Source organism: Stenotrophomonas sp. STEN147, from assembly GCF_056757995.1.
The window spans coordinates 524,540-548,149 of record NZ_JBRRCG010000001.1; the positions used below are offsets into that span (position 1 = coordinate 524,540).

The following is a 23,610-nucleotide window of genomic DNA, read 5'->3' on the forward strand; positions in this document are numbered from 1 at the left end:
GCTAGAATGTCGCCCCCTCCCACGTCCCGTTCCAGCAGGAGTTGCTCCCGTGATCAAGCCCCGTACCCCGCCCGGCACCCTTGAGCTGCTGCCGCGCGAGCAGATTGCGTTCCAGCGCATGCTGGACGTCATCCGCCGCAACTACGAGCGCTTCGGGTTCCTGCCGGTGGAGACGCCGGTGTTCGAGCTGTCCGATGTGCTGCTGACCAAGTCCGGTGGCGAGACCGAGCGCCAGGTGTACTTCGTGCAGTCCACCGGTGCGCTGGCCAATGCTGCCGAGTCGGGTGACCGCTCGCTTCCGGAAATGGCCCTGCGCTTCGACCTGACCGTGCCGCTGGCGCGCTATGTGGCTGAGCATGAGCACGAACTGACATTCCCGTTCCGGCGCTACCAGATGCAGCGGGTGTACCGTGGTGAGCGTGCCCAGCGCGGCCGTTTCCGCGAGTTCTACCAGTGCGATATCGACGTGATCGGCAAGGACAGCCTGAGCGTGCGGTACGACGCCGAAGTGCTGGCGGTGATCCACGCGGTGTTCTCGGAGCTGCGTATCGGAGACTTCAGCATCCAGTTGAACAACCGCAAGCTGATGCGTGGCTTCTTCGAAAGCCTGGGCGTGGCCGAGGGCGAGCGCCAGCTGGCGGTGCTGCGTGAAGTGGACAAGCTGGACAAGCGGGGCGCCGACTACGTGCGCGAGACGCTGGTGGGCGACGGGTTCGGCATTCCGGCCGGACAGGTCGAGAAGATCCTGGCATTCGTGGCCGTGCGTTCGCGGGGGCATGCCGATGCGCTGGCCCAGCTTTCGGCGCTGGAGGGCGCTGCGGGGTCCTCGGAAACGCTGCGAGCCGGCGTGGCCGAGCTGCGCGAAGTGCTGCAGCTGGTGCAGGCACTGGGCGTGCCGGAGAGTGCCTACTGCCTCAACTTCTCGATCGCCCGTGGCCTGGATTACTACACCGGCACCGTCTACGAGACCACGCTGACCGACCACCCGCAGATCGGTTCGATCTGCTCCGGCGGCCGTTATGAAGACCTGGCCAGCCACTACAGCAAATCGAAGCTGCCGGGCGTCGGCATTTCGATCGGCCTGTCGCGCCTGTTCTGGCAGCTGCGTGAGGCGGGCCTGATCGACGGAATCGAGGCCAGCAGCGTGCAGGCGCTGGTGGCGCTGATGGACGAGCAGGGCATGGCGCAGTCGCTGGATATCGCCCGCCGCCTGCGGGCCGGTGGCATCAACACCGAAGTGCAGATGGAGCCGAAGAAGATCGGCAAGCAGTTCCAGTACGCGGCCAAGGCGGGCATCCGCTTCGTGGCGCTCGCCGGCGAGGACGAACTGGCGCGCGGAGTGGTGGCGGTGAAGGATCTGCTCCGCGAGCAGCAGTTCGAGGTATCCCGCGAGGAGCTGGCCAGCACCCTGCAGGTGGAACTGGAACAGTCGAAGGTGATGGTGTGAACTGACATTGCCGTGCCGCCGCTCTCCTGTTGGGGCGGCGCTGACCTGGAAGACGCCCGCCTCTGGCGGGCGTTTTTCGTTTCCGGCACCTGAATGATCGGGGCGGAGGCCGTGGAGCTGGTTTGACGCACTGCGCAAGAATGCGCTAATGTACTAGCGCGCTATTACATTGATGCAAGAGATCCGCCCCGTGAAAGCCCGTCCCGACATCGCCGCCAAAGACCCCCAGGCCGATCTGGAAGCCCTGGCCCAGGCGTTCGCGGCCCTGCGTGAGCCGGAGCAGGTCATGGCTTTCCTGCGTGACCTGTGCACTCCGGCCGAGCTGGAGGCCATGGCCGACCGCTGGAAAGTGGTGCCGCTGCTGCAGCAGGGGGTGCCGTACCGCGAGATCCACGAGCGCACCGGGGTCAGCGTGACCACCACCGGGCGGGTGGCGCGCTCGCTCGAGCATGGCCATCGAGGCTATGCCGCTGCCATCGACCGTCTGGCCTCGCGCTGATCCGCGCCCCGTACCGAACTTCGAGACCTTCCCATGAGTGCAACCCAGGCAGCCCCGGCACGAGACCGGCTGCGTATCGCCATCCAGAAGAGCGGGCGGCTTGCCGAGCCCGCCCGCAACCTGCTCAGTGCCTGCGGCCTGAGCTGGCGCGAAAGCCGTGACAAGCTGTTCTGCTACGGCGAATCGTTGCCGGTGGACCTGCTGCTGGTGCGCGACGACGACATTCCCGGCCTGATTGCCGACGGCGTCTGCGACCTGGGCATCGTCGGCCGCAACGAACTGGACGAGCAGGCCGCCGCGCGTCGCCAGATCGGCCTGCCGGATGCCTATCAGGCCCTGCGGGGGCTGGGTTTCGGCCAGTGCCGGCTGATGCTGGCGGTGCCCGAGGACTGGCAATGGCAGGGGCCGGCACAGGTGGCCGGCACGCGGATCGCCACCAGCTATCCCGCCATCCTCAAGGCATGGCTGGTTGAGCAGGGCGTGGACGCGCAGGTAGTGGAGCTGTCCGGTTCGGTTGAGATCGCGCCGCGGCTGGGCACGGCCGACCTGATCTGCGATCTGGTGTCGAGTGGTGCCACCCTGCGTGCCAACCAGCTTGTGCCGGTGCACAACCTGCTGGACAGCGAGGCGGTGCTGGCCGGTGCGGTGCGCGTGCCCGATGACGCTCGAGCGGGCCTGCGCGCCATGCTGCTGCGCCGCCTCGATGGCGTGGTACAGAAGCAGGACCGCAAGCTGCTGATGTTCCGCGCCAGCGAAGACCGTGTTGATGCCCTGGCCCAGCTGCTGGCCGATGCCGGGCCGCTGGAGCGCCTGCCGGCTGACGGCGGCACGCTGCGGCTGCAGACCATGTGCCCCGGACCACTGAGCTGGCAGCGCATGGAAGAGCTTGAGCGTGCGGGCGCGCAGGGCCTGATGGTGTTGAGCGTGGAGCGGTCGCTGGCATGAATCGTCTGATCTGGTCGCAACTTGATGAGGCCGCGCGCAGTGCGGCACTGACCCGCCCGGTGCAGGCCGTGGCGCAGCAGACGCGCGATGCGGTCGCGACCCTGATCGCGCAGGTGCGCGCGCAGGGCGACGAGGCGCTGCGTGTGATCACCGCACGCTTTGACGGTGTGCAACTGCCGTCTTTTGAAGTGTCTGACGCCGAATTCGCGACTGCCGAAGCGGCGGTGCCAGGCCATCTGCGCCAGGCCATGGTGGAAGCGGCCGGGCGCATCGCGCGCTTCCACAGCGCAGGCATGGGCCAGGGCTATGCGGTGGAAACCGCGCCGGGCGTGGTCTGTGAACGCATGCTGCGGCCGATCGGCCGGGTCGGCCTGTATGTGCCGGCCGGCAGCGCACCGTTGCCGTCCACGGCGTTGATGCTCGGCGTGCCGGCGCAGCTGGCCGGGTGCCCGCAGGTGGTGCTGTGCACACCACCGCGCGCCGACGGCAGCGCCGATCCGGCGGTGCTGGTGGCTGCCCGGCTGACCGGCGTGCAACGCGTTTTCAAGCTGGGCGGCGCGCAGGCGATCGCTGCGATGGCCTATGGCACCGCCAGCGTTCCGGCCTGCGACAAACTGTTCGGGCCCGGCAACAGCTTCGTCACCGAAGCCAAGCAGCAGGTCGCGCAGAACGGTGCAGCGGCGATCGACATGCCTGCAGGGCCGTCGGAAGTTCTGGTGATTGCCGATGCCGGTGCCAATCCGGCGTTTGTGGCTGCCGATCTGCTGTCGCAGGCCGAACACGGCCCCGATTCGCAGGTGCTGCTGCTGACCGATGATGCCGCGATGCTGGCCGCGGTCGAGGCCGAAGTGGAACGCCAGGTCGCGCTGCTGCCGCGGCAGGATATCGCCCGCCAGGCGCTTTCGGCGTCGCGCCTGATCCTGGTCGACACGCTGGCCGATGCCTTCGCGATCAGCAACCGCTACGCCCCTGAGCACCTGATCCTGGCCCTGCGCGAACCACGCGGCTGGCTTGATCGGGTGCAGGCTGCAGGCTCGGTGTTCCTGGGTGATTACACCCCCGAGGCATTGGGCGACTACTGCAGTGGTACCAACCATGTGCTGCCCACCGCAGGCGCCGCACGTGCGTACAGTGGTGTCAGCGTGGCCAGCTTCCAGAACTTCATCAGCGTGCAGAGTGCCAGCGCCGCCGGGTTGGCGGCGATCGGCGGCTGCGCGCGCACCCTTGCCAGCGCCGAAGGGCTGGACGCGCACGAGCGCGCCGTTGCCCTGCGCATGGAGGTGGCTGCATGAATGCCGGGATCGACGAGGTACTGGCGCTGGTCCGCACCGACCTGCAGGCCTTTGCAGGTTACAGCTCGGCGCGCAGTGCGGCAGTGCAGGGCGATGTCTGGTTGAACGCCAACGAATCGGCCTGGGCCAACCCCGCGGACGCCGAGGGCCGCAGCCGGCGCTATCCAGAGCCCCAGCCACAGGCGTTGCGCGATGGACTGGCTTCGCTGTATGGCGTGCAGCCGCAACAGGTGCTGGTCGGGCGTGGCAGCGATGAAGCCATCGACCTGCTGGTGCGCGCGCTGTGCGTGCCGGGGCGCGACGGTGTGCTGGTCACGCCGCCGGTGTTCGGTATGTATGCGGTCTGTGCACGGCTGCAGGGCGCGCCTCTGATCGAGGTGCCCCTGGTCGATGCCGCCGACGGCCTGCGCGCCGACCTGGATGCGGTGATCGAATCGGCCAGAGCACGCAATGCGAAGCTGGTGTTTCTGTGCGCGCCCTCCAATCCGGCCGGCAGCGATATCGCCCTGGCCGACATCGAGCGTGTGGCCGAAGCCTTGCGCGGTCGGGCGCTTGTCGTGGTCGATGAAGCCTATGTCGAGTACGCGCAGCGTCCTTCGGCGACCTCCCTGCTTGCCACGCACGCCAATGTGGCAGTGCTGCGTACGCTTTCAAAGGCCCATGCGCTGGCGGCGGCACGGATCGGAACGTTGATCGCCGCAGCGGAACTGATCGCGGTGCTGCGTCGCTGCCAGGCACCGTATCCGGTGCCAACGCCGTGCGCGGAACTGGCGGTGCAGGCGCTGCAGCCGGCGGCGCTGGCACGCACACGCGAGCGCGTGGCCACCGTGATTACCGAACGCGAGCGCCTGCGTACTGCGCTGCAGGGCCTGCCTGGCGTACGCCAGGTCCATGCGTCCGCAGGCAACTACCTGCTGGTGCGCTTTGCCGATGCCCAGGGCGCGTTCGATGCGTTGCTGGCGGCCGGCGTGGTGGTGCGCGACCAGCGTGCAGCCCCGCAGCTGGAGGATGCGCTGCGGATCAGCATCGGCAGCCCCGAAGAGAATGACCGCGTGCTTGCGGCCCTGTCGGCCCGGAGGGCCGTTGCATGACCCCGATCCTGTTCATCGACCGCGACGGTACCCTCATCGAGGAACCTTCCGACTTCCAGATCGACGCCTACGAGAAGCTGCGCTTCGTGCCGCAGGTGATTCCGGCACTGCTGAAGCTGCGTGATGCAGGCTACCAGTTCGTCATCGTCACCAACCAGGATGGGCTCGGCAGCGAGGGCTATCCGCGCGCCAGCTTCGACGGACCGAACGATCTGATGCTGCAGATCTTCGAAAGCCAGGGCATCGTGTTTCGTGACGTGCTGATCGACTGCAGCTGGCCGCAGGACAATGCCCCGACCCGCAAGCCCGGCATCGGCCTGATGACGGCTTACCTGCAGGACCGCAGCATCGACTGGGCACGCTCGGCGATGGTCGGCGACCGCATCACCGACCTGCAGTTCGCCGACAACCTCAACATCCGTGGCTTCCAGTTGCGCACGGAGCAGTTCGGCGGTGACTGGGACTGGCCGGGCATCGCCCACGCACTGGCCGATGCGCCGCGCACGGCCGTGGTCCAGCGCAACACGAAGGAAACGAAGATACGCGTCGAGCTGGATCTGGATCGCGCCGGTGACGCCAACATCCGCACCGGGTTGCCGTTCTTCGACCACATGCTGGAACAGATCGGCAAGCACGGTGGTTTTGCGCTGGACATCCGCGCCGAGGGCGACCTGCACATCGACGAGCATCACACCATCGAGGACACCGGGCTGGCGCTGGGCCAGGCGCTGCGCGAAGCCTTGGGTGACAAGCGCGGCATCGGCCGCTACGGGTTCACCCTGCCGATGGACGAGACCCTGGCCAGCGCAGCGCTGGACTTCAGTGGCCGGCCCTATTTCGTCTTCGAGGGCGAGTTCAAGCGTGAGCGCGTTGGCGACATGCCGACCGAACTGGTGCCGCATTTCTTCCGCTCGCTGTGCGATGCAGGTGGATTGAATCTCAATCTGCAGGTGCGTGGCGACAATGACCACCACAAGGTGGAGGCCTGTTTCAAGGCGCTGGCCCGCGCGCTGCGCCCGGCGCTGGCGCGCCAGGGTACTGCGCTGCCCTCGACCAAGGGGGCCCTGTGAGCGAGGTCGCGCTGATCGATGCCGGCGGCGCCAATCTGGGTTCCGTGCGCTATGCACTGGAACGGCTGGGGGCCAGTGTGCGCCTGGTACGCGACGCAGAGGGGCTGGCGGGCGCACGACGGGTAATCCTGCCCGGCGTCGGTGCGGCAGGGCCGGGCATGCAGCGCCTGCATGCGCAGGGACTGGTGGAGCCGTTGCGACGGATCGAGGTGCCGTTGATGGGCATCTGCCTGGGTATGCAGCTGCTGTTCGAGCGCTCGGAAGAAGCCGGCGTGGAAGCGCTCGGCCTGATTCCCGGGGTGGTGCGCAAGCTGGTGCCGGCGTGCGGCATCCGCGTGCCGCACATGGGCTGGAACCGCCTGCTGCCACTGCGGTCCTCGCTGCTGCTGCGCGATGTGCCTGATCGTGCAAGCGCCTACTTCGTGCACAGCTATGCGGCGCCATTGAACAGCCACACGGTGGCCGCCTGCGATCACGGCGGCCTGTTCACTGCCGTGGTGGAGCAGGGGCGCTACTTCGGTGCGCAGTTCCATCCCGAACGCTCCGGCGATACCGGATCGCTGATGTTGCGCAACTTCCTCGAGGGCACCGCTGCATGAGTTTCACCGTCTACCCCGCACTGGATATCCGCGAAGGCCGTGTGGTGCGGCTGCGGCAGGGCGATTACGCGCAGGAAACGCACTACGGCGACGATCCCCTGCCGCGCGCGCAGGCATTCGCCGCGCAGGGCGCGCGTTGGATGCACTTGGTCGATCTGGACGCAGCACGTGCCGGCGGTTACACGCTGGCCCCGCTGCTGGCGGCGGTTCGCACGCAGACGACGTTGCAGGTGCAGACCGGCGGTGGTGTGCGTGGGCGTGATGACGTGGCGCGCATTCTCAATGCGGGCGCGAGCCGGGTGGTGGTAGGGTCGCTGGCAGTGCGCAGGCCCGATGAAGTGGTCGGCTGGCTGCAGGAGTTCGGTGCCGATCACATCACCATCGCGCTGGATGCACGCCAGGACCCTCAGGGCCAATGGCAGCTGCCGGTGCATGGCTGGACCGAGAATGCGGGCGTGACCCTGGATGACCTTGCCCTGCGGTATGCACGGGCGGGCATGCGCCACCTGTTGTGTACCGATATCGCCCGTGACGGCATGCTGGCCGGGCCGAACATCGGCCTGTACCAGCACCTGGTGGCGCTGCTGCCAGGCGTGCAGGTGCAGGCCTCCGGTGGCATCCGCGATGTGGCCGACGTGGCCGATGCGCGTGCTGCCGGCTGTGGCGGCGCCATCCTTGGCAAGGCGCTGCTGGAACAGCGCATGGACCTGGCGGAGGCGCTGGCATGCTGAGTCGCCGCATCATTCCCTGCCTGGACGTGCGCGAAGGACGGGTGGTCAAGGGGGTGCGCTTCCGCGACCACGTGGACATGGGGGATATCGCCGAGCTGGCGCAGCGTTACCGCGACCAGGGGGCCGATGAGCTGGTGTTCTATGACATCGGCGCCAGCCCCGAGGCGCGTTCGGTCGATGTGGCCTGGGTCGAGCGCATCGCACGGCTGATCGATATCCCGTTCTGCGTGGCCGGTGGCATCGACAGCGTGGAAACCGCACGGCGGGTGCTGTTTGCCGGTGCCGACAAGATCTCGATCAATTCGCCGGCGCTGGGCCGTCCCGCACTGATCGACGAACTGGCTGCCGAGTTCGGCGTGCAGTGCGTGGTGGTCGGCGTCGACTCGGTGCGCGAGGCCGACGGTGAATGGCGGGTGCGCAGCTTCAGCGGCGACCCGGACAAGACCCGGGCGGTACCCATACGGACGCTGGACTGGATCGTCGAGGCACAGCGCCGCGGCGCAGGCGAGATCGTGCTGAACTGCATGGACAGCGATGGCGTGCGCCGCGGCTACGATGTGGCCCAGCTGCAGCAGGCGCGTGCGTTGTGCCAGGTGCCGCTGATCGCGTCCGGCGGTGCGGGCACGATGGAGCATTTCGCCGAGGCCTTCGACCGCGCCGACGTGGATGGTGCGCTGGCCGCCAGCGTGTTCCACAGCGGCGCCATCGCCATTGCAGACCTGAAGCGCTACCTGCGCGAACAGCAGATCGAGGTACGGGATGTCTATTGAGGTGCGACCGTCGCTGGAGGCCCTGCAGGGGCTGGACTGGAGCAAGGGGGACGGCCTGCTGCCCGCGGTGGTGCAGGACGCCGATACCCTGCAGGTGCTGATGCTGGGTTACGTCAGCGCGGAGTCGCTGGCCGCGACGCTTGCCGTCGGGCACATGACCTTCTACAGCCGCAGCAGGCAGCGCCTGTGGACCAAGGGCGAGCAGTCCGGCAACGTGCTCGTGGTGCAGTCCATCAGCGTGGACTGTGATGCCGATACGCTGCTGGTGCTGGCCCGCCCGGCAGGACCGACCTGCCACACCGGTGCGGAGAGCTGCTTCGACCAGGCGCCGAAGGATTTCCTGGGCGGGCTGGGGCAACTGGTGGCCACGCGTGAAGCACAGCGTCCACCCGGCAGTTACACCACCCGCCTGTTCGAGGACGGCATCCGCCGTATCGCGCAGAAGGTGGGCGAGGAGGGCGTGGAGACCGCTCTGGCCGCAGTCGCACAGGACGACGCGGCGCTGCTGGGCGAGGCTTCGGACCTGCTGTACCACCTGCTGGTGCTGCTGCGCGCACGCGGCCTCTCGCTTGACGACGCCCGGCGGGTGCTGGAAACGCGCCATCGTTGATGGCTGCATGTGGCCTGCGGTCCGCACGCGCTTTCGGCGCTGGCGCCTGCCCGGCTGCATCGGGGCGGCAGACAGCCATGGCTCCGCTCTACAATAGGCAGTCTTCTTCCTTGCCGGATTGCCCATGAAATCGCCCGCTGCGTGGCTGTGCTGCCTGTTGCTGACCTCGCCGGCCTGGGCTGCGGATGCGGTTGTCAGCGGCAAGGTCTACCTGGAACGCGACGGCAGGCCCGGCCGTGGTGCGACCGACCCGGGCCTGGCCGGGGTGCAGGTGTCCAACGGCGAGCGCATCGTGAAGACCGCAGCCGATGGCAGCTACAGCCTGCCCGTGCGCGAGGGCCAGACGGTGTTCGTGATCAAGCCGGATGCGTACGCGTTCCCGAAGGCGAGCGACGGGCTGCCGTCGTTCTGGCGTCATTTCCAGCCCAACGGCTCGCCTGCACTGAAGTACGGTGGCATCGCCGCAACCGGCGATGCCACCCGCAACTGGGACTTCGCGCTGCAGACGGATCGTCATGACAACCGGCGTGGTTTCCAGATGCTGGTGTTCACTGATTCACAGACCGCAAGCCTCAAGGACATCGGCTACTACCAGCAGTCCATCGTGGCGCCGCTGGTCGGCCAGACCCGGGCGCGGCTTGGCACGACGCTCGGCGATATCGTCAATGATGACCTGACGCTGTATCCGGCCATCAACAAGGTCACCACGCAGCTGGGCGTGCCGTGGTTCCATGTGCCGGGCAATCACGATCTCGATTTCGATGCCGCCGTTGACGAGCATTCGCTGGACAGCTGGCGCAACGTCTACGGCCCGGACACGTACGCTGTGGAGGAGGGCGGTGCCAGCTTCGTGTTCCTCGACGATGTGGTGTACGACCCGAAGGCGAGGCCGAGCTATGTCGGTGGCCTGCGCGAGGATCAGTTCGCGTTCCTTGCCGCCTACCTCAAGGGTCTGCATCGCGACCGCCTGCTGGTGCTGGGCATGCACATTCCGCTGTTCGATGCAGCGCCGGGTCGCGAGAGCTTCCGGCACGCCGACCGGCAGCGCCTGTTCGACCTGCTGAAGGACTTCCGCAACGTGCTGGTCCTGAGCGGCCATAGCCACACCCAGCAGCATGTCTACCATGGCAAGGCCGAGGGCTGGCACGGCGAAAAGCCCCTGCACGAGTACAACGTCGGTGCCAACTGCGGTGCGTTCTGGTCCGGTGTGAAGGATGCTGCCGGCGTGCCGGACAGCACCATGAGCGACGGCACGCCAAAGGGCTACGCGTTGCTGGATGTGGCTGGCAACGGCAGCTATCGCCTGCAGTATCGCGTGGCCGGCGCGCCAGCCAGCGAACAGATCGGCCTGCATGCGCCGAAGGTGCTGCGCCAGGGCGCGTATCCGGCGTGGGGCGTGTACGCCAACGTGTACATGGGTGAGGACGCGAGCGTGGTCGAGTACCGCGTGGACGGTGGCGCATGGCAGCCGATGAAGCAGGTCCGCCAGCCCGACCCGCGGCTGCTGGTGGAGAACGCGGCGGACGACCTGTCCAGCGTGCTGCGCGGTTACGATCGCTCGCCGGAGGCCACCGCTTCGCCGCATCTGTGGCGCGGCGCGCTGCCCACCGACCTGGCCGTGGGCGACCACAGGATCGACGTGCGTTCGACCCAGCCGGATGGTGCGGTATTCACCGCCACCACCCGTTATAGTCTGCAGACCGCAGAACCCTGAACCACGGGCGCCGCTGCGGGCAAGGTCATGACAGGGCCGGCATGCCGGCGCCGCGCCGCGCTAGGCAAAGCGACCCTGATGCCTGAGAATCGGTGCGATTCAATCGATTCAAGCAGGCCAGAGTGACCATCGCAGCAGTGCCCCCGGTTTCCACCGACTCCCCCCGCGGCGGTCTTCCGCGAAGCCTGGTCGTCGCCGATGTCGGCGGTACCTTTGCGCGTCTGGCGCTGGCTGAAACGCTGCCCGGGCAGGCGCCACGGCTGGGCGGTCATCGCACCTACGCGTGTGCCGATCATGCCAGCCTGGCGGCGATTCTGGCCGACTTCACCCGGAGCCTCGCACTGCCGGTGCGGTCGGCGGTGGTCGCCATCGCCGGCCTGCTCGATGGCGATGTGCTGATCAACGCCAATCTGCCGTGGACGGTGTCGTTGTCCGCCACCCGCGCACAGTCCGGTCTGGACGATCTGCAGCTCATCAATGATTTCGAGGCGGTGGCACTGGCCATTCCCTACCTGCAGGCCGACACCCTGGTTCCATTGAACGGCGATGCCGACCCGGCGAAGGCGTTCCCGGCGCTGGTGCTGGGGGCCGGTACCGGCCTGGGCGCGGCGCTGCGCTTCGCCGATGGCGGGCGTCCGGTGCTGCCCAGCGAGATCGGCCACGCTGCCCTGGGGGCCGGCAACGCGCTGGAGCTGGAGGTGCTGGGCAGGCTGCTGCAGCGGTGGCCACATGTGGACAACGAGCGTGTGCTGTCCGGCAGCGGTCTGATGAATCTGTATCCGTGCCTGTGCGAGATGCGTGGCGTCACGCCTGTGTGGTCCAGCACCGAAGCGCTGATCGGCGCCGCACGCAGCGGCGAAGACGCACTTGCCGTGGAGACGCTGCAGGTGTTCTGCGCCTGGCTGGGCAGCCTGGCCGGCGATGCCGCCATCGCCGTGGGGGCCCGCTCGGTGTACCTGGCGGGCGGCATTTCCACCCACGTGCAGGACTTCCTCGCCGACGGCCGCTTCCGCGAGCGCTTCCTCAACAAGGGCGTGCTGGCCGACGTGCTGCGGCAGGTGCCGGTATGGCGGGTCGAACACGGCCAACTGGGCGTGCTGGGCGCCGCCGTCTGGCATGCGGCGCGGTACCCCGTACACGATTGATCGGTGCTGCCGGCATCGGGCCGGCGACACGTTGCAGACTGGGAGGCAACATGGTGGATCGCAGGCAGTTCCTGCAGGCCGGAGCGCTGGCCGCAGGCATGGCCGCCCTGCCGGGCGTACAGGCACGTGTGCAGGGCGGAGCGAAGGTGGTCTCGACCTGGGATTTCGGAGTGCCGGCCAACCAGGCGGCATGGAAGGTCCTGGCGCAGGGTGGCAGTGCCCTGGATGCAGTGGAGGCCGGCGCACGCTGGGCCGAGAGCGAGCTGTGCAATCCCACCGTGGGCCATTGCGGCAATCCGGACCGGGACGGCGTGCTGAGCCTGGACGCCAGCATCATGGACGGCGATGGCCGCTGCGGTGCGGTGGCCGCGCTGGTCGACATCCTGCACCCGGTGTCGGTGGCCCGCAAAGTGATGGAGAACAGCCCGCACGTGTTGCTGGTGGGTGAAGGGGCGCAGCAGTTCGCCGTGCAGCAGGGCTTCGAGCGCAGGCGTCTGCTGACGCCGCAGGCCGAAGCGGCCTGGCGCGAGTGGTTGAAGACCGAGAAGTACCAGCCCCAGATCAACGCCGAGCGACGTGGCCTTCCCGGCAACAGCGACAACCACGACACCATCGGCATGCTGGCGCTGGATGCCCGGGGCCATCTTGCCGGTGCCTGCACCACCAGCGGCATGGCCTGGAAACTGCACGGCCGGGTTGGCGACAGTCCGATCATCGGCGCCGGCCTGTACGTCGACAACGAGGTCGGTGCTGCCACCGCATCGGGCGTGGGCGAAGAGATGATCCGCAATGCGGCCTCGTTCCTGGTGGTCGAGCTGATGCGCCAGGGTCGAACGCCCGCCCAGGCCTGCCGTGAGGCGATCGACCGCGTGGTACGCAAGCGTCCCGAGGCAAGCAGGACCCTGCAGGTGTGCTTCCTGGCCATGAACAAGCAGGGCGAGGTGGGCGCCTATGCGCTGCATCGCGGTTTCGTCTATGCCGTCTGCGATGCGCAGCGCCAGGATGAGCTGCGCGATTCGCCGTCGATCTACACGAGCACGCAGGCGTGAGCACGCGGCTCACCCTGGAGATCGCCAGCAACTCACTGGCTTCGGCGTTGGCCGCGCAGGCCGGTGGCGCCGACCGCATCGAACTGTTCGACAACCTCGCCGAGGGCGGCACCACTCCGTCGTTCGCCAGCATCGCCATGGCCCGCGAACGCCTGTCGATTCCGCTGTTCGTGCTGGTGCGGCCGCGGCCGGGCGATTTCCACTATGACGCGCTGGAGGCCGAGCTGATGCTGCGCGATATCGCACAGTGCCGTGCGCTGGGCTGCGATGGCGTGGTGATCGGTGCGTTGGACCGGCAGGGCGATATCGATCTGCCCCTGTGCCGCGTGCTCATCCAGGCGGCGGGTCCGCTGCAGGTGACGTTCCACCGTGCCTTCGACGCCGCGCGTGACCTTCCGGCGGCGTTGGAGCAGGTGATCGCTCTGGGGTGCCGCCGTGTACTGACGTCCGGCGGGCAGGCCAGCGCAGTTGCTGGTGTCGACGTGCTGGAAGGCCTGGTCGCCCAGGCGGCGGGGCGCATCAGCGTGATGGCGGGTGCTGGCCTGGACCCGGCCAACATCGCTGCGGTGGCGCGGCACAGCGGCTGCGTTGAGCTGCACGCGTCGGCCAAGAGCCGCCGGCACTCGGCCATGCAGTTCCACAACCCGGCACTGCGCGGGCTGGACCCGCACTGGGATCAGACCGATGCCGCAATCGTGGCGGGGCTGCGGCGGGCGCTGGACGCCGATCTGTCCTGATACTGGTCCAAGCCGGTTCTGCGCGGGTCTGCCGCCCGCGTGTCATCCGCTGATCTCCGGCCTGCGGCGGCCAAGCTGCGCAAGCCACTGATTCATCTGCTTTTCGAGCGGAGACGGCAGCGCATCCGCAACCGCGTGTTGCGCCGCGGAATGCTCTCTCCGGTTCAGCCGTGCTTTAGTTTGGATCGATCCACAGGGGGGCGCCGGAACCGGCTTGAACCGACTCCGGCACCTGGATCTTCCGTAGTGCCGCGCCACCACCCATCCGTGCGACCACACCCTCCGAGAGCGACCACATGGCTCAGTTCGTCCGCAACCGTCGTCACCTGCTGTCCCAGGCCCTGGTCCTGGCCCTGCTTCCGCTGGCTGCCAATGCACACGAAACCTCAGGTTCGTCCACCAAGGATCTCGACGCGGTCACCGTCACCGGCTCGCGCATCAAGCGCGCCAGCGTCGAAGGCCCGGCTCCCGTCAACGTGATCACCGCGCAGCAGATCCAGAAGGAAGGCTTTGTCAGCGTGTACGACGCGCTGAAGACGTTGACCGAAGCCACCGGCACCGTGGAGGCGGCGTCGCAGTGGGGTTCGCACACGCCCAACGCCAGTGGTCTGAATCTGCGCGGGATGGGCCCCAACCGCTCACTGCTGCTGGTCAATGGCCGGCGCGTGGCCGACTACCCGTTGCCGTATGGCGGGGAGACCAATTTCTCCAACTACGGCAACATTCCCGCCGCTGCGGTGGAGCGCATCGAGGTCCTGACCGGCGGCGCCTCAGCGATCTACGGCTCGGATGCCATTGCAGGCGTGGTCAACGTCATCCTGAAGACCCACTACGACGGCGACGAAGTGCGCGTGCGCGGCGGCACCTCCACTGAAGGTGGTCGCGATACCTGGGATCTGTCGTGGGCCGGTGGCAGGACCGGAGACAACTGGAGCGTGACCTATGCGCTGCAGTACACCAAGCGCGATCCGCTGTTCGGCCGTGACCGGCCGCAGATGGATGATGCCGATGATGCGCCGCGCCCCTCCTGGAACATGGAACAGCGCAAGGTCGGTTTCCGTCCCACCGCCGGCCTGGCCCTGATCGACCCGGGAACCGGCCAGCGGCTGGCACCACCGACCGGCACCTGCGAGAAGTTCGACGGCGAGTACTACACCGCCGATCGGCTGGTCTACAACTACAACACCGATACGGTCACCAATACCGGACGCTTGTGTGGCATGACGGCCGACTATGCCAACTGGCTGCTGACCGGAGGTGCCGAGAATGTGTCCGGCAATCTGTATGCCACGTTCGATTTCGACAGCGACCTGCAGGGCTGGACGAACCTGGCGGTGTACCGGTCGGAGGCGATCTGGGGCACCAATCCGCCCAGCGTGACGCTCATCGATGATGACAACGGCTACTACTGGGATGCCAACCGCAACCGCGCGATCCTGGGCGTGCGCCAGTTCACGCCCAACGAGGTGGGCGGCCTGGACACCCTGCGCAACACCAACCGCGAGCTGTCCTGGGACTGGAGTGCAGGCCTGCGCGGGCGCCTGGCGGGCCGCTTCGACTGGAGTGCCACCATCGGCCGTTCCTACTACCGCGTGGAAGAGCGGCAGAATGTGGTGGACGAGCAGAAGTCCTATGACTTCTTCCTCGGCCCGCGCCTGGGTACGACGGCGGATGGTGAAGCGATCTACGCACTGGACGAAGCGCGCTGGTGGAACCCGCTCACGCCGGACCAGTACTGGCAGATGGGTACGGTGGCGAAGAACCGTGCGTCTTCCTGGGTCAACCAGGCGTCGGCGGACATCACCGGTGAGTTGTTCCAGGGCTGGGCGGGGCCTGTTTCGTTCGCGGCGGTGGCCGAGGTGGCGCAACAGGGATATCACCTCGCTCCCGATCCTCGGGCCGGCATCGATTTCGATCTGCAGAACGTTGATCGCGGTGGCGGCGAGCGCACGCGCTACTCGGCGGGCGTGGAGTTCAAGATTCCACTGCTGGACAGCGTGATCGCCACCGCGGCGGCACGCTACGACCGTTACGGCAGTTACAAGGCCGACGCCAATGCAGAGGCGCTGGACATCGGCAGCCAGAAGGAGACCACCTGGAATGTCGGTCTGGAATGGCGGCCGGTGGAGTCGCTGCTGGTACGCGGTTCCTACGCCACCAGCTTCCACGCACCTGACATGCACTACCTGCTGGGGCAGCCCAGCAGTTCCGAGGTGCAGACCTATGACCGCCTGCGTTGCATCGAAAGCGGTGCCTATCTGGTCAACAACTGTGGCGTGGGTAATACCGATGTCTGGTACACGTTCGACGTGAATCGTCGCGGTACCCCGCTGCTGCGCTCGGAAACGGGGGATTCATGGACGGTCGGATTCGTGTGGGATGCGATGTCCAATCTTTCGATCAGTGCCGACTACTGGGCGATCAAGCTGGAGGACATGATCGTCGATGTCGGCGCCGACGAGGTGCTGGCCAGCGAAGCGGGCTGCCGCACGGGCCTGAACATCGACGGCACGCCGTGGGCCAATCCGGCCGGCGCCGACTACTGTGCCGGCATTCTCGCGCGCGTGAACCGCGACAGCAATGGCCGCCTGGTGTCGATCGAGCGGGGGCCATTCAACCTGGCCAGCCGGGAGGTCCGCGGTATCGACCTGACCGCGCGCTACCGGTGGGACAGCGCAGCATGGGGAAGCTTCCAGTTCGGCGTGAACTACACCAACCAGCTGTCGACCAAGGAGCAGCGCTATGCCGCGGATCCGAATCCGCAGCGCCGTGACCGCGACCTGCGCAGCAAGCTGCGAGCAAGCCTGGCCTGGCAACGTGGTCACTGGAACGCGAATGTGTACGCCGACCGCATCGGCTCGGTGCCGGGCGTGCGTTACCACTGGGGCACCGACCGCCTGGACAATCCCGGCGGCTGCCTGCCGTTCGCCGATGGTTACGTGCCCAGCGACAGTCCTTCGCTGGACTGCCTGGAACCTGCCACGCGTCCCGACGGTTCGCCGAATCCGAATCCGAACGCCGGCCAGCGCACGGCGCGCTACTACGGCCGGGTCGGACCGTTCATCACCTGGAACGTCAATGTGGGCTATCAGGTGACTGAACGTGCCAAGGTCAATGTGTACGTCAACAACGTCTTCAATTCGGCCAGCTGGAACCACAAGGATCCCTACAAGCTGGACTACGATTTCGCGCCGACCCGGCTGCTCGGCGCGGTCGGCCGCGAGTTCGCGCTGGAATACGTGTTCACGTTCTGAGCCCGCGCCATGGATCCACCCTCGACCGGTGGATCCATGCCCCGCGGATGAACTGACCGCTGGGCCGCAGGACAGGACAGGACAGGCTGGATTTGACCTTCCCACGATGGCAAGGTTTAGCCTGTTCCTGTCCAGAAGGAACCCGGGAATCCAGTCATGAGCCTGTCGCACGCCACCACCGCCGCTTCCGTGCCTGATCCGATCAGCCTGCCCATCGAAGGCATGACCTGCGCGAGCTGCGTAGGCCGGGTCGAGGCCGCGCTGGCCAAGGTGGAGGGGGTCGGCAGCGTCTCGGTGAACCTGGCCACGGAACGTGCCGATATCCGTCCGTCGGGGCCGATAGACCGCGCCGCCTTGATCCAGGCGGTGCACAAGGTCGGCTATGAGGTTGCGGCCACGACCGTGGAGCTGGCCGTGGAGGGCATGACCTGCGCGTCCTGCGTGGGCCGGGTCGAACGCGCGCTGCTGGCCGTGCCGGGCGTGAGCGCGGCGAGCGTGAACCTGGCCACCGAGCGCGCCACCGTGCGCGGGGCAGCAGACGTGGAGGCGCTGCTGGCGGCGATCGACAAGGCGGGCTACGGCGCCCGTCTTCTCGATGGCAGCGCGCAGGCCGATGACGGCGGCGAGAAGAAGGACACCGAGCGTGCTGAACTCAAACACGCGCTGATACTGGCCAGCGTGCTGGCCCTGCCGGTGTTCGTACTGGAGATGGGATCGCATCTGATCCCGGGCATGCACCACTGGGTGATGTCGACCATCGGGTTGCAGGCCAGCTGGTATGTGCAGTTCGTGCTGACCACGCTGGTCCTGGTGATCCCCGGCCGGCGCTTCTACCAGAAGGGCATTCCGGCACTGCTGCGCTTGGCACCGGACATGAACTCGCTGGTCGCGGTGGGCACCGCTGCGGCGTTCGGCTACTCGGTGATCGCGACCTTCGCACCGCGGCTGCTGCCGCCCGGCACGGTGAACGTCTATTACGAAGCCGCGGCGGTGATCGTCGCGCTGATCCTGCTGGGCCGCTTTCTCGAGGCGCGTGCCAAGGGCCGTACGTCGGAAGCCATCAAGCGGCTGGTCAAGCTCCAGGCCAAGGTCGCCCACATAGTACGCGACGGTCGGGTGGTCGATGTCCCGGTGGGCGAGGTGGTCAGTGGCGATCTCGTGGAAGTACGTCCTGGCGAACGCATCCCGGTGGATGGCGAGGTGGTCGAGGGGCGCAGCTTCGTCGATGAGTCGATGATCAGCGGTGAGCCGGTTCCGGTTGAAAAGGCATCGGGCGCGGCCGTGGTCGGTGGTACGGTCAACCAGCAGGGAGCACTGACCGTGCGTGCCACGGCGGTAGGTGCGCAGACCGTGCTTGCGCAGATCATCCGCCTGGTGGAACAGGCACAGGGGTCGAAACTGCCGATCCAGGCCGTGGTCGACAGGGTCACGCTGTGGTTCGTGCCTGCGGTGATGCTGGCCGCGTTGGCCACCTTCGTGGCGTGGCTGCTGCTTGGGCCGTCCCCGGCGCTTACCTTCGCCCTGGTCAATGCCGTGGCCGTGCTGATCATTGCGTGCCCCTGTGCGATGGGGCTGGCAACGCCGACCTCGATCATGGTCGGCACCGGGCGGGGCGCGGAGATGGGCGTGCTGTTCCGCAAGGGCGAGGCACTGCAGCTGCTGAAGGATGCGCGGGTGGTGGCGGTGGACAAGACCGGAACCCTGACCGAGGGCCGCCCGCGGTTGACCGATCTGGAACTGAGCAACGGTTTTGCGCGAGCGGCGGTGCTGGGCGCGGTCGCGGCCGTTGAATCGCGCTCGGAGCATCCGATCGCGCGCGCGATCGTGATGGCCGCCGAGGAGGAGGGCATCTCCGTGCCGGTCCTGCAGGACTTCGAATCGGTCACCGGAATGGGGGTGCGTGCGATCGTGCAGGGAAGCCGCATTGAAGTCGGGGCCGACCGGTTCATGCGTACGCAGGGCGTTGATATCGATGGCGTTGCCGCGCTGGTGCAGCGTCTGGGAGGCGAAGGAAAGTCACCGCTGTACGCCGCCTTCGATGGCCGGCTGGCAGCGGTGATCGCAGTGTCCGACCCGATCAGGACGAGCACGCCGGCCGCCATCACCGCACTGCATGCGCTGGGACTGAAGGTGGCGATGATCACCGGCGACAATGCGCGCACCGCACAGGCGATCGCACGCCAGCTGGGCATCGACGAGGTCGTGGCCGAAGTGCTGCCCGAAGGCAAGGTGGAGGCGGTGCGCCGCCTCAAGGCTGCGCAGGGGCACGTCGCCTTCGTCGGCGACGGCATCAACGATGCGCCCGCCCTGGCGGAGGCGGATGTGGGCCTGGCCATCGGCACCGGTACCGATGTGGCGGTGGAATCGGCCGATGTGGTGCTGATGTCCGGCAGTCTGCTGGGCGTGCCCAATGCCATCGCGCTGTCCAGAGCCACCCTTGGCAACATCCGGCAGAATCTGTTCTGGGCCTTCGCCTACAACACCGCGCTGATTCCGGTGGCCGCCGGCGTGCTGTATCCGGCCTTCGGCATCCTGCTGTCGCCGGTATTCGCTGCCGGTGCGATGGCGCTGTCCAGCGTGTTCGTGCTGGGCAATGCACTGCGCCTGCGTCGCTTCCGGGCGCCGATGGCCGACGCCGCCAGCCACTGAAAAGGAGACTGTCTTGAACATCGGTGAGGCCGCGAAGGCATCGAGCGTTTCGGCGAAGATGATCCGCTACTACGAGCAGATCGGGCTGATTCCTGCTGCCGACCGTACGGCGTCCGGCTACCGGGCCTATTCGCACGCCGACGTGCATCGACTGCGGTTCATACGCCGCGCGCGGGACCTGGGATTCTCGGTCGCCGAGATCACGGATCTGCTGGGCCTGTGGAACGATACCTCGCGCCACAGCGCCGACGTCAAGCGCCTGGCCGAGCAGCACATCGATGATCTCGAGCAGCGCATCGACCACATGCGGCAGATGGCCGATACGCTGAAGTCGCTGATCAGCTGCTGTGCGGGCGACGAGCGGCCGGAGTGCCCGATCCTGCAGCGGCTGGAGGAGGGCGAGGAAGGCGCGGAGCCAGTCGCGGCGCGGCGGCAGGTGCGCCGCAGCTGAGCTGCGGGGCGCAGGGCTTTCGCACCTGCGCGACGGGAGTGCTGTGGCTCCTTCAGAAGGACGTGAGCATCGCCCCGAGCCGGGCGATCAGGCGGTGCGCGGCGGGAAGCCTGCGTCCTTCACAGCGGCGAAGATCTCCGCTTCGCTGGCCGTGGTCTGCACCTGCACGCGGCCTGTCGGCGGATCGGCGACCACGCGGGCCTGCGGATCAACGCTCTGGATCGCGCGGGTCACACTGCGCGCGCATCCGCCGCAGGTCATGCCGTCAACATGGAAGTCCATCTGTAGCTCCTTCGGTTCCGGGGAATGCAGCCAGTGTGCACCTTCCAACGATGGCAGGGTCAAGTGATGCCTGCGTGGCGCCCATGAAAAACGGCAGCCACCTGTACCAGCGTGGCTGCCGTGGAGGAATGTCCCCGCGCCGGGCGGGGCGACTGCCTTAGAACTTCCAGGTCGCGCCGAAGTACAGCTGGCGGCCCGCGTAGGTATTGGAGATCAGGCGGGCCTTGGTGTCATTGCCCAGATGCACGCGCTGCTCGGACTTGGTGGCGTTGATCACCGACGCGGTCAGGGTCCACTCCGGGGTGAGGTTGTAGGCCACGTTGAGATCAAGCTGGTCGTACGGCTCGGTGTAGACCGTCATGCCGTTGTTCAGCCCGCCGACCACCTGGCCGCGACGGTTGTACGAGGCGCGGGCAAGGAACGTGTCGTTCTCGTAGAACACCGTCACGTTGGCCTGGTTCTTGGCGCTGCCGACCAGCGGCGACGAGCCGATGTTCTGCCCATCCAGCACGATCGAGGCCAGGTTGGTGTCGTTGTAGGTGTAGTTCGCCTGCACGCCGACGCCGAAATCGAAGGTGTACTGGCCGTACAGCTCCACGCCCTGCGACACGCCGTCCTGGCCATTGGCGCGGGTCTCGTAGTCCTGCACGGTCACGGTTTCGCCACCGACCTGCATCTGCATGTCGCGCACGACAGGCACGGTGAAGTTGTCCACGTTCTTGCGGAACAGGCCCACGCCGGCCACCGCGCCCGGCTGGAAGTACCACTCCAGGCCGAGGTCGAACTGGGTGGCCTCGAAGGGTTCAAGCTGCTTGTTGCTGCCGTCGCCGGTCCAGCCCGGGGTCGGTGCACCGCCGGCCACGCGACGGTCATTGACGTACTCCTCGCTGTAGTAGCGCAGGCTGCCCGGAGCGCCGATCTCGGTGTAGCCGGGGCGTGCGATGACCTTCGAGGCGGCGCCGCGCAGCAGCAGGGTATCGGTGATGTCCCAGGCGATGTTGAAGCTCGGCAGGACGTCGGTGTAGGTGCGGTCCACGCCCAGCAGCTCGAAACTCTTGCTCTGTGCCAGGTTGTAGGGCAGGCGCACGAAACCGCTCTCGCAGCTGTAGTTCGGGTAGGCCGCTGCGGCCGGGTCGGAGCACGCCATCGGTGCGCCTGCGGCGTTGTCGAGGAAGTAGTCGTCGAAACGCTCGATCGAATCGGTGGACTGCGCCAGCTGCTTGGTGCGCACCACGCGCACGCCCACGTTGCCGCGCACCCGCTCGGTGCGGAAGTTGGCCTGGAAGTAGCCCGAGTAGATCTTCTCGTTGACGTTGTAGATGAAGTCGTCCTCGACACGGTTGTGCGAACCGCCGTAGGTCTTGTTCAGGTAATCGATGTAGGCCGGATAGTTGATGCCCGGGAACACGTTGGTATTGAAGCCGCCGGGGATGTTGCTGATCGGGTTGGACAGGAAGAAGCCGGGCTGGGCGATGTTGGCCGTCGGGTCGCAGCCGCTCTGGTAGCGGTTGTTGTCGTAGTCCGACGGGTCGCGGCCCTGGCACACCCAGTAGGTATTGCCGGTGTTGCGGTGCACCGTGCCGTCACGATACTTGGCACCGAACTGGATCGAGTCCAGCCAGCCGGATTCGAACAGCTTGGTGACATCGGCCTGGAAATAGTTCTGCTTGATCTCGGTCTGCTTCCAGGACGAGTCCGTCGAACCGGTGTCGATCTCGGCGATGCCGGCCATGAGCTGCTGCTGCAGGTCGGGTGCGAAGGTGCCCGACGGCGTGCCGGTCAGGTCCCAGGAGGTGCTGCTGGACGATTCCCACACGCCATTGGTCTGCCGACGCGGTTTGGCTGACATGCGGAAGTTCATCGAGGGGCCGCCTTCGGACCAGGTGCGGCCGCCGGTGAACGACGCCTTCCACAGCGGGCTGATATCCCAGTCGATGCTGAGGTCGGCGGTCTGCGAGAGCGCCTTTTCGCGGCTGTAGCCGCCGGTGAGCTGCGGGGTCGGAATGGTGCAGTCATCGGGGCCCCAGCCCCCCGGCTCGAGCCCGGCCGCTTCGGCCTCGGCTTCATTGCAGTAATAGGTCTTGCCGGCCAGCTTCTCGAACTGCGCGCCGGTGACGACGGTGCCGCTGGGATCGAAGTCCAGCCCGTTGAGCATGCGGCCGCCGGCCCAGTTGCCGTCACCGTTGAAGCGGGCCATGCTCCACTCCGGCACCTTCAGCATGTGCTGGGCGTAGTTGCCCTCCAGCTCGAAGCGGAAGTAGTTGGCCGTCATGGTCACGTTGTCGACCGGCTTGAACTGGAAGGTCAGCTGCCCGCCCTTGCGCTCGCGCGTTTCCTCCTTCACCGCGAAATTGACCGAGGTCGGCATGAAGAAGTCGGTGTAGTTGCGACCGTTCTGGTTGTTGAAGCCGGAGTTGCCCCACCAGTACTCGATGCCGTCCTGCAGCATGGGGTTGCCATGCACATCGCGCGCATCGGTATCGGTGCCGTACCACTGATAGTTCTCGGTGGTGACTTCCATGGTGCGGCTGGTGCGTTTCTGCTGGGTCACGCCGACCAGCACGCCGAAACGCTCGTCCCTGCTGTGCCACGAGTACAGTGCGGAGGCCTGCGGATCGATGTCGTGACTGGTATCCGACGAGGTGCCTTCGAGGGTGACGAAGCCCGAGTTGGACTCCATGTCCAGAGGGCGCCGGGTGTGCAGGATGACCGTGCCGCCGATGCCGCCTTCGTCGATGCGCGCTTCCGGCGATTTGAACAGCTCGGCGCTGGACAGCATGTTGGACGGCAGAAGGGTGTAGTTGAAAGAGCGGGTCGCCTCGTCGTTGGTCTCGGAGGTGGCGACGTAGTTGCCGTTCAACTGGGTCAGCGTCAGGTCTGCAGCGAGGCCGCGCACGCTGACCGTCTTGCCTTCGCCGCCGTCGCGGGTGATGACCACGCCCGGTACGCGCTGCAGCGCGTCGGCCACGTTCTTGTCGGGGAACTTGCCGACGTCTTCGGCCGTGATCACTTCGACCACGGCGTTGGCGTCGCGCTTCTGCTCAAGGCTCTTTTCGATGGCGTAGCGGTAGCCGGTGACCTGGACGCTGTCCAGGGTGGTGGCATCGGGCGTGCCGGTGGTGGTTTGCTGCGCCGCGGCGCCTGCCGGCAGGACGGCGGCGGCCAATGCCAGCGCGATGGCCAGCGACAGTGCGTCCTGGCCATGCATGCGTTTTGAATGACTCATTCCCATCTCTCCCTCTCTCCTGGATTGATCCGCTGACGTGTGACGTGGT

19 protein-coding genes are annotated in these 23,610 nt (G+C 67.1%); 17 read left to right on the plus strand and 2 right to left on the minus strand.

Features of this window, described 5'->3' with window-relative positions:
• Positions 1-49 precede the first annotated feature (49 nt).
• From hisS to cueR, 17 genes are all read left to right on the plus strand, one after another.
• Positions 50-1,447, plus strand: coding sequence for a histidine--tRNA ligase (hisS, locus tag ACVOKU_RS02380; RefSeq protein ID WP_481558961.1), 1,398 nt, complete (start codon positions 50-52; stop codon positions 1,445-1,447).
• A 190-nt stretch (positions 1,448-1,637) separates the two neighbouring features.
• Positions 1,638-1,946: a YerC/YecD family TrpR-related protein gene (locus ACVOKU_RS02385; RefSeq protein WP_074901503.1), complete on the plus strand. Its 309-nt coding sequence runs from the start codon at positions 1,638-1,640 to the stop codon at positions 1,944-1,946.
• A 33-nt stretch (positions 1,947-1,979) separates the two neighbouring features.
• Positions 1,980-2,891 carry an ATP phosphoribosyltransferase gene (hisG, locus tag ACVOKU_RS02390; RefSeq protein WP_481558962.1) on the plus strand — a complete coding sequence of 304 codons (912 nt, stop codon included), beginning with the start codon at positions 1,980-1,982 and terminating at the stop codon, positions 2,889-2,891.
• Entirely contained in the window at positions 2,888-4,183 is a 1,296-nt protein-coding gene (hisD, locus tag ACVOKU_RS02395; RefSeq protein ID WP_481558963.1) for a histidinol dehydrogenase, read from the plus strand. Before hisG ends, hisD begins: the two co-directional genes overlap by 4 nt.
• Positions 4,180-5,274, plus strand: a complete 1,095-nt coding sequence (gene hisC / locus ACVOKU_RS02400) for a histidinol-phosphate transaminase (protein WP_481558964.1) — start codon at positions 4,180-4,182, stop codon at positions 5,272-5,274. Before hisD ends, hisC begins: the two co-directional genes overlap by 4 nt.
• Positions 5,271-6,344, plus strand: a complete 1,074-nt coding sequence (gene hisB, locus ACVOKU_RS02405) for a bifunctional histidinol-phosphatase/imidazoleglycerol-phosphate dehydratase HisB (RefSeq protein WP_053516725.1) — start codon at positions 5,271-5,273, stop codon at positions 6,342-6,344. The genes hisC and hisB overlap by 4 nt, the downstream gene beginning before the upstream one ends.
• Complete coding sequence (hisH, locus tag ACVOKU_RS02410) at positions 6,341-6,943, plus strand: imidazole glycerol phosphate synthase subunit HisH (RefSeq protein ID WP_053516724.1); 603 nt, start codon at positions 6,341-6,343, stop codon at positions 6,941-6,943. Before hisB ends, hisH begins: the two co-directional genes overlap by 4 nt.
• Positions 6,940-7,674, plus strand: a complete 735-nt coding sequence (gene hisA / locus ACVOKU_RS02415) for a 1-(5-phosphoribosyl)-5-[(5-phosphoribosylamino)methylideneamino]imidazole-4-carboxamide isomerase (protein ID WP_481558965.1) — start codon at positions 6,940-6,942, stop codon at positions 7,672-7,674. The genes hisH and hisA overlap by 4 nt, the downstream gene beginning before the upstream one ends.
• Complete coding sequence (gene hisF / locus ACVOKU_RS02420; protein WP_481558966.1) at positions 7,668-8,444, plus strand: imidazole glycerol phosphate synthase subunit HisF; 777 nt, start codon at positions 7,668-7,670, stop codon at positions 8,442-8,444. The genes hisA and hisF overlap by 7 nt, the downstream gene beginning before the upstream one ends.
• Positions 8,434-9,054, plus strand: a complete 621-nt coding sequence (gene hisIE, locus ACVOKU_RS02425; protein WP_111186556.1) for a bifunctional phosphoribosyl-AMP cyclohydrolase/phosphoribosyl-ATP diphosphatase HisIE — start codon at positions 8,434-8,436, stop codon at positions 9,052-9,054. Before hisF ends, hisIE begins: the two co-directional genes overlap by 11 nt.
• A gap of 124 nt (positions 9,055-9,178) precedes the next feature.
• On the plus strand, positions 9,179-10,768 hold the full coding sequence (locus tag ACVOKU_RS02430) for a calcineurin-like phosphoesterase C-terminal domain-containing protein (RefSeq protein WP_481558967.1): 1,590 nt from the start codon (positions 9,179-9,181) through the stop codon (positions 10,766-10,768).
• Between the two features lie 122 nt (positions 10,769-10,890).
• On the plus strand, positions 10,891-11,913 hold the full coding sequence (locus tag ACVOKU_RS02435; protein ID WP_481558968.1) for a glucokinase: 1,023 nt from the start codon (positions 10,891-10,893) through the stop codon (positions 11,911-11,913).
• 50 nt (positions 11,914-11,963) lie between these two features.
• Positions 11,964-12,962 carry a glycosylasparaginase gene (locus tag ACVOKU_RS02440; RefSeq protein WP_481558969.1) on the plus strand — a complete coding sequence of 333 codons (999 nt, stop codon included), beginning with the start codon at positions 11,964-11,966 and terminating at the stop codon, positions 12,960-12,962.
• Positions 12,959-13,699: a copper homeostasis protein CutC gene (locus ACVOKU_RS02445; protein WP_481558970.1), complete on the plus strand. Its 741-nt coding sequence runs from the start codon at positions 12,959-12,961 to the stop codon at positions 13,697-13,699. The genes ACVOKU_RS02440 and ACVOKU_RS02445 overlap by 4 nt, the downstream gene beginning before the upstream one ends.
• A 296-nt stretch (positions 13,700-13,995) precedes the next feature.
• Positions 13,996-16,953, plus strand: a complete 2,958-nt coding sequence (locus ACVOKU_RS02450) for a TonB-dependent receptor plug domain-containing protein (protein ID WP_481558971.1) — start codon at positions 13,996-13,998, stop codon at positions 16,951-16,953.
• Positions 16,954-17,109: 156 nt separating this feature from the next.
• Positions 17,110-19,602 carry a heavy metal translocating P-type ATPase gene (locus tag ACVOKU_RS02455; RefSeq protein WP_481558972.1) on the plus strand — a complete coding sequence of 831 codons (2,493 nt, stop codon included), beginning with the start codon at positions 17,110-17,112 and terminating at the stop codon, positions 19,600-19,602.
• Positions 19,603-19,615: 13 nt separating this feature from the next.
• Entirely contained in the window at positions 19,616-20,053 is a 438-nt protein-coding gene (gene cueR, locus ACVOKU_RS02460) for a Cu(I)-responsive transcriptional regulator (RefSeq protein WP_481558973.1), read from the plus strand.
• Between the two features lie 87 nt (positions 20,054-20,140).
• Here cueR and ACVOKU_RS02465 read toward each other — a convergent pair whose 3' ends face one another.
• Both ACVOKU_RS02465 and ACVOKU_RS02470 read right to left on the minus strand, forming a co-directional pair.
• Positions 20,141-20,335, minus strand: a complete 195-nt coding sequence (locus tag ACVOKU_RS02465) for a heavy-metal-associated domain-containing protein (RefSeq protein WP_053516712.1) — start codon at positions 20,333-20,335, stop codon at positions 20,141-20,143.
• Positions 20,336-20,492: 157 nt separating this feature from the next.
• The gene (locus ACVOKU_RS02470; protein ID WP_481558974.1) at positions 20,493-23,567 is read right to left on the minus strand and encodes a TonB-dependent receptor; all 3,075 of its coding nucleotides are present in this window, start codon (positions 23,565-23,567) and stop codon (positions 20,493-20,495) included.
• Positions 23,568-23,610 lie beyond the last annotated feature (43 nt).

Coding starts and splice junctions, on each gene's coding strand:
- ACVOKU_RS02440 (WP_481558969.1), top strand. CDS start 11,964: ATGGTGGATCGCAGGCAGTTCCTGCAGGCCGGAGCGCTGGCCGCAGGC.
- hisG (WP_481558962.1), top strand. CDS start 1,980: ATGAGTGCAACCCAGGCAGCCCCGGCACGAGACCGGCTGCGTATCGCC.
- ACVOKU_RS02465 (WP_053516712.1), bottom strand. CDS start 20,335: ATGGACTTCCATGTTGACGGCATGACCTGCGGCGGATGCGCGCGCAGT.
- hisB (WP_053516725.1), top strand. CDS start 5,271: ATGACCCCGATCCTGTTCATCGACCGCGACGGTACCCTCATCGAGGAA.
- hisF (WP_481558966.1), top strand. CDS start 7,668: ATGCTGAGTCGCCGCATCATTCCCTGCCTGGACGTGCGCGAAGGACGG.
- ACVOKU_RS02455 (WP_481558972.1), top strand. CDS start 17,110: ATGAGCCTGTCGCACGCCACCACCGCCGCTTCCGTGCCTGATCCGATC.
- hisC (WP_481558964.1), top strand. CDS start 4,180: ATGAATGCCGGGATCGACGAGGTACTGGCGCTGGTCCGCACCGACCTG.
- hisD (WP_481558963.1), top strand. CDS start 2,888: ATGAATCGTCTGATCTGGTCGCAACTTGATGAGGCCGCGCGCAGTGCG.
- hisIE (WP_111186556.1), top strand. CDS start 8,434: ATGTCTATTGAGGTGCGACCGTCGCTGGAGGCCCTGCAGGGGCTGGAC.
- ACVOKU_RS02450 (WP_481558971.1), top strand. CDS start 13,996: ATGGCTCAGTTCGTCCGCAACCGTCGTCACCTGCTGTCCCAGGCCCTG.
- hisA (WP_481558965.1), top strand. CDS start 6,940: ATGAGTTTCACCGTCTACCCCGCACTGGATATCCGCGAAGGCCGTGTG.
- ACVOKU_RS02430 (WP_481558967.1), top strand. CDS start 9,179: ATGAAATCGCCCGCTGCGTGGCTGTGCTGCCTGTTGCTGACCTCGCCG.
- ACVOKU_RS02470 (WP_481558974.1), bottom strand. CDS start 23,567: ATGGGAATGAGTCATTCAAAACGCATGCATGGCCAGGACGCACTGTCG.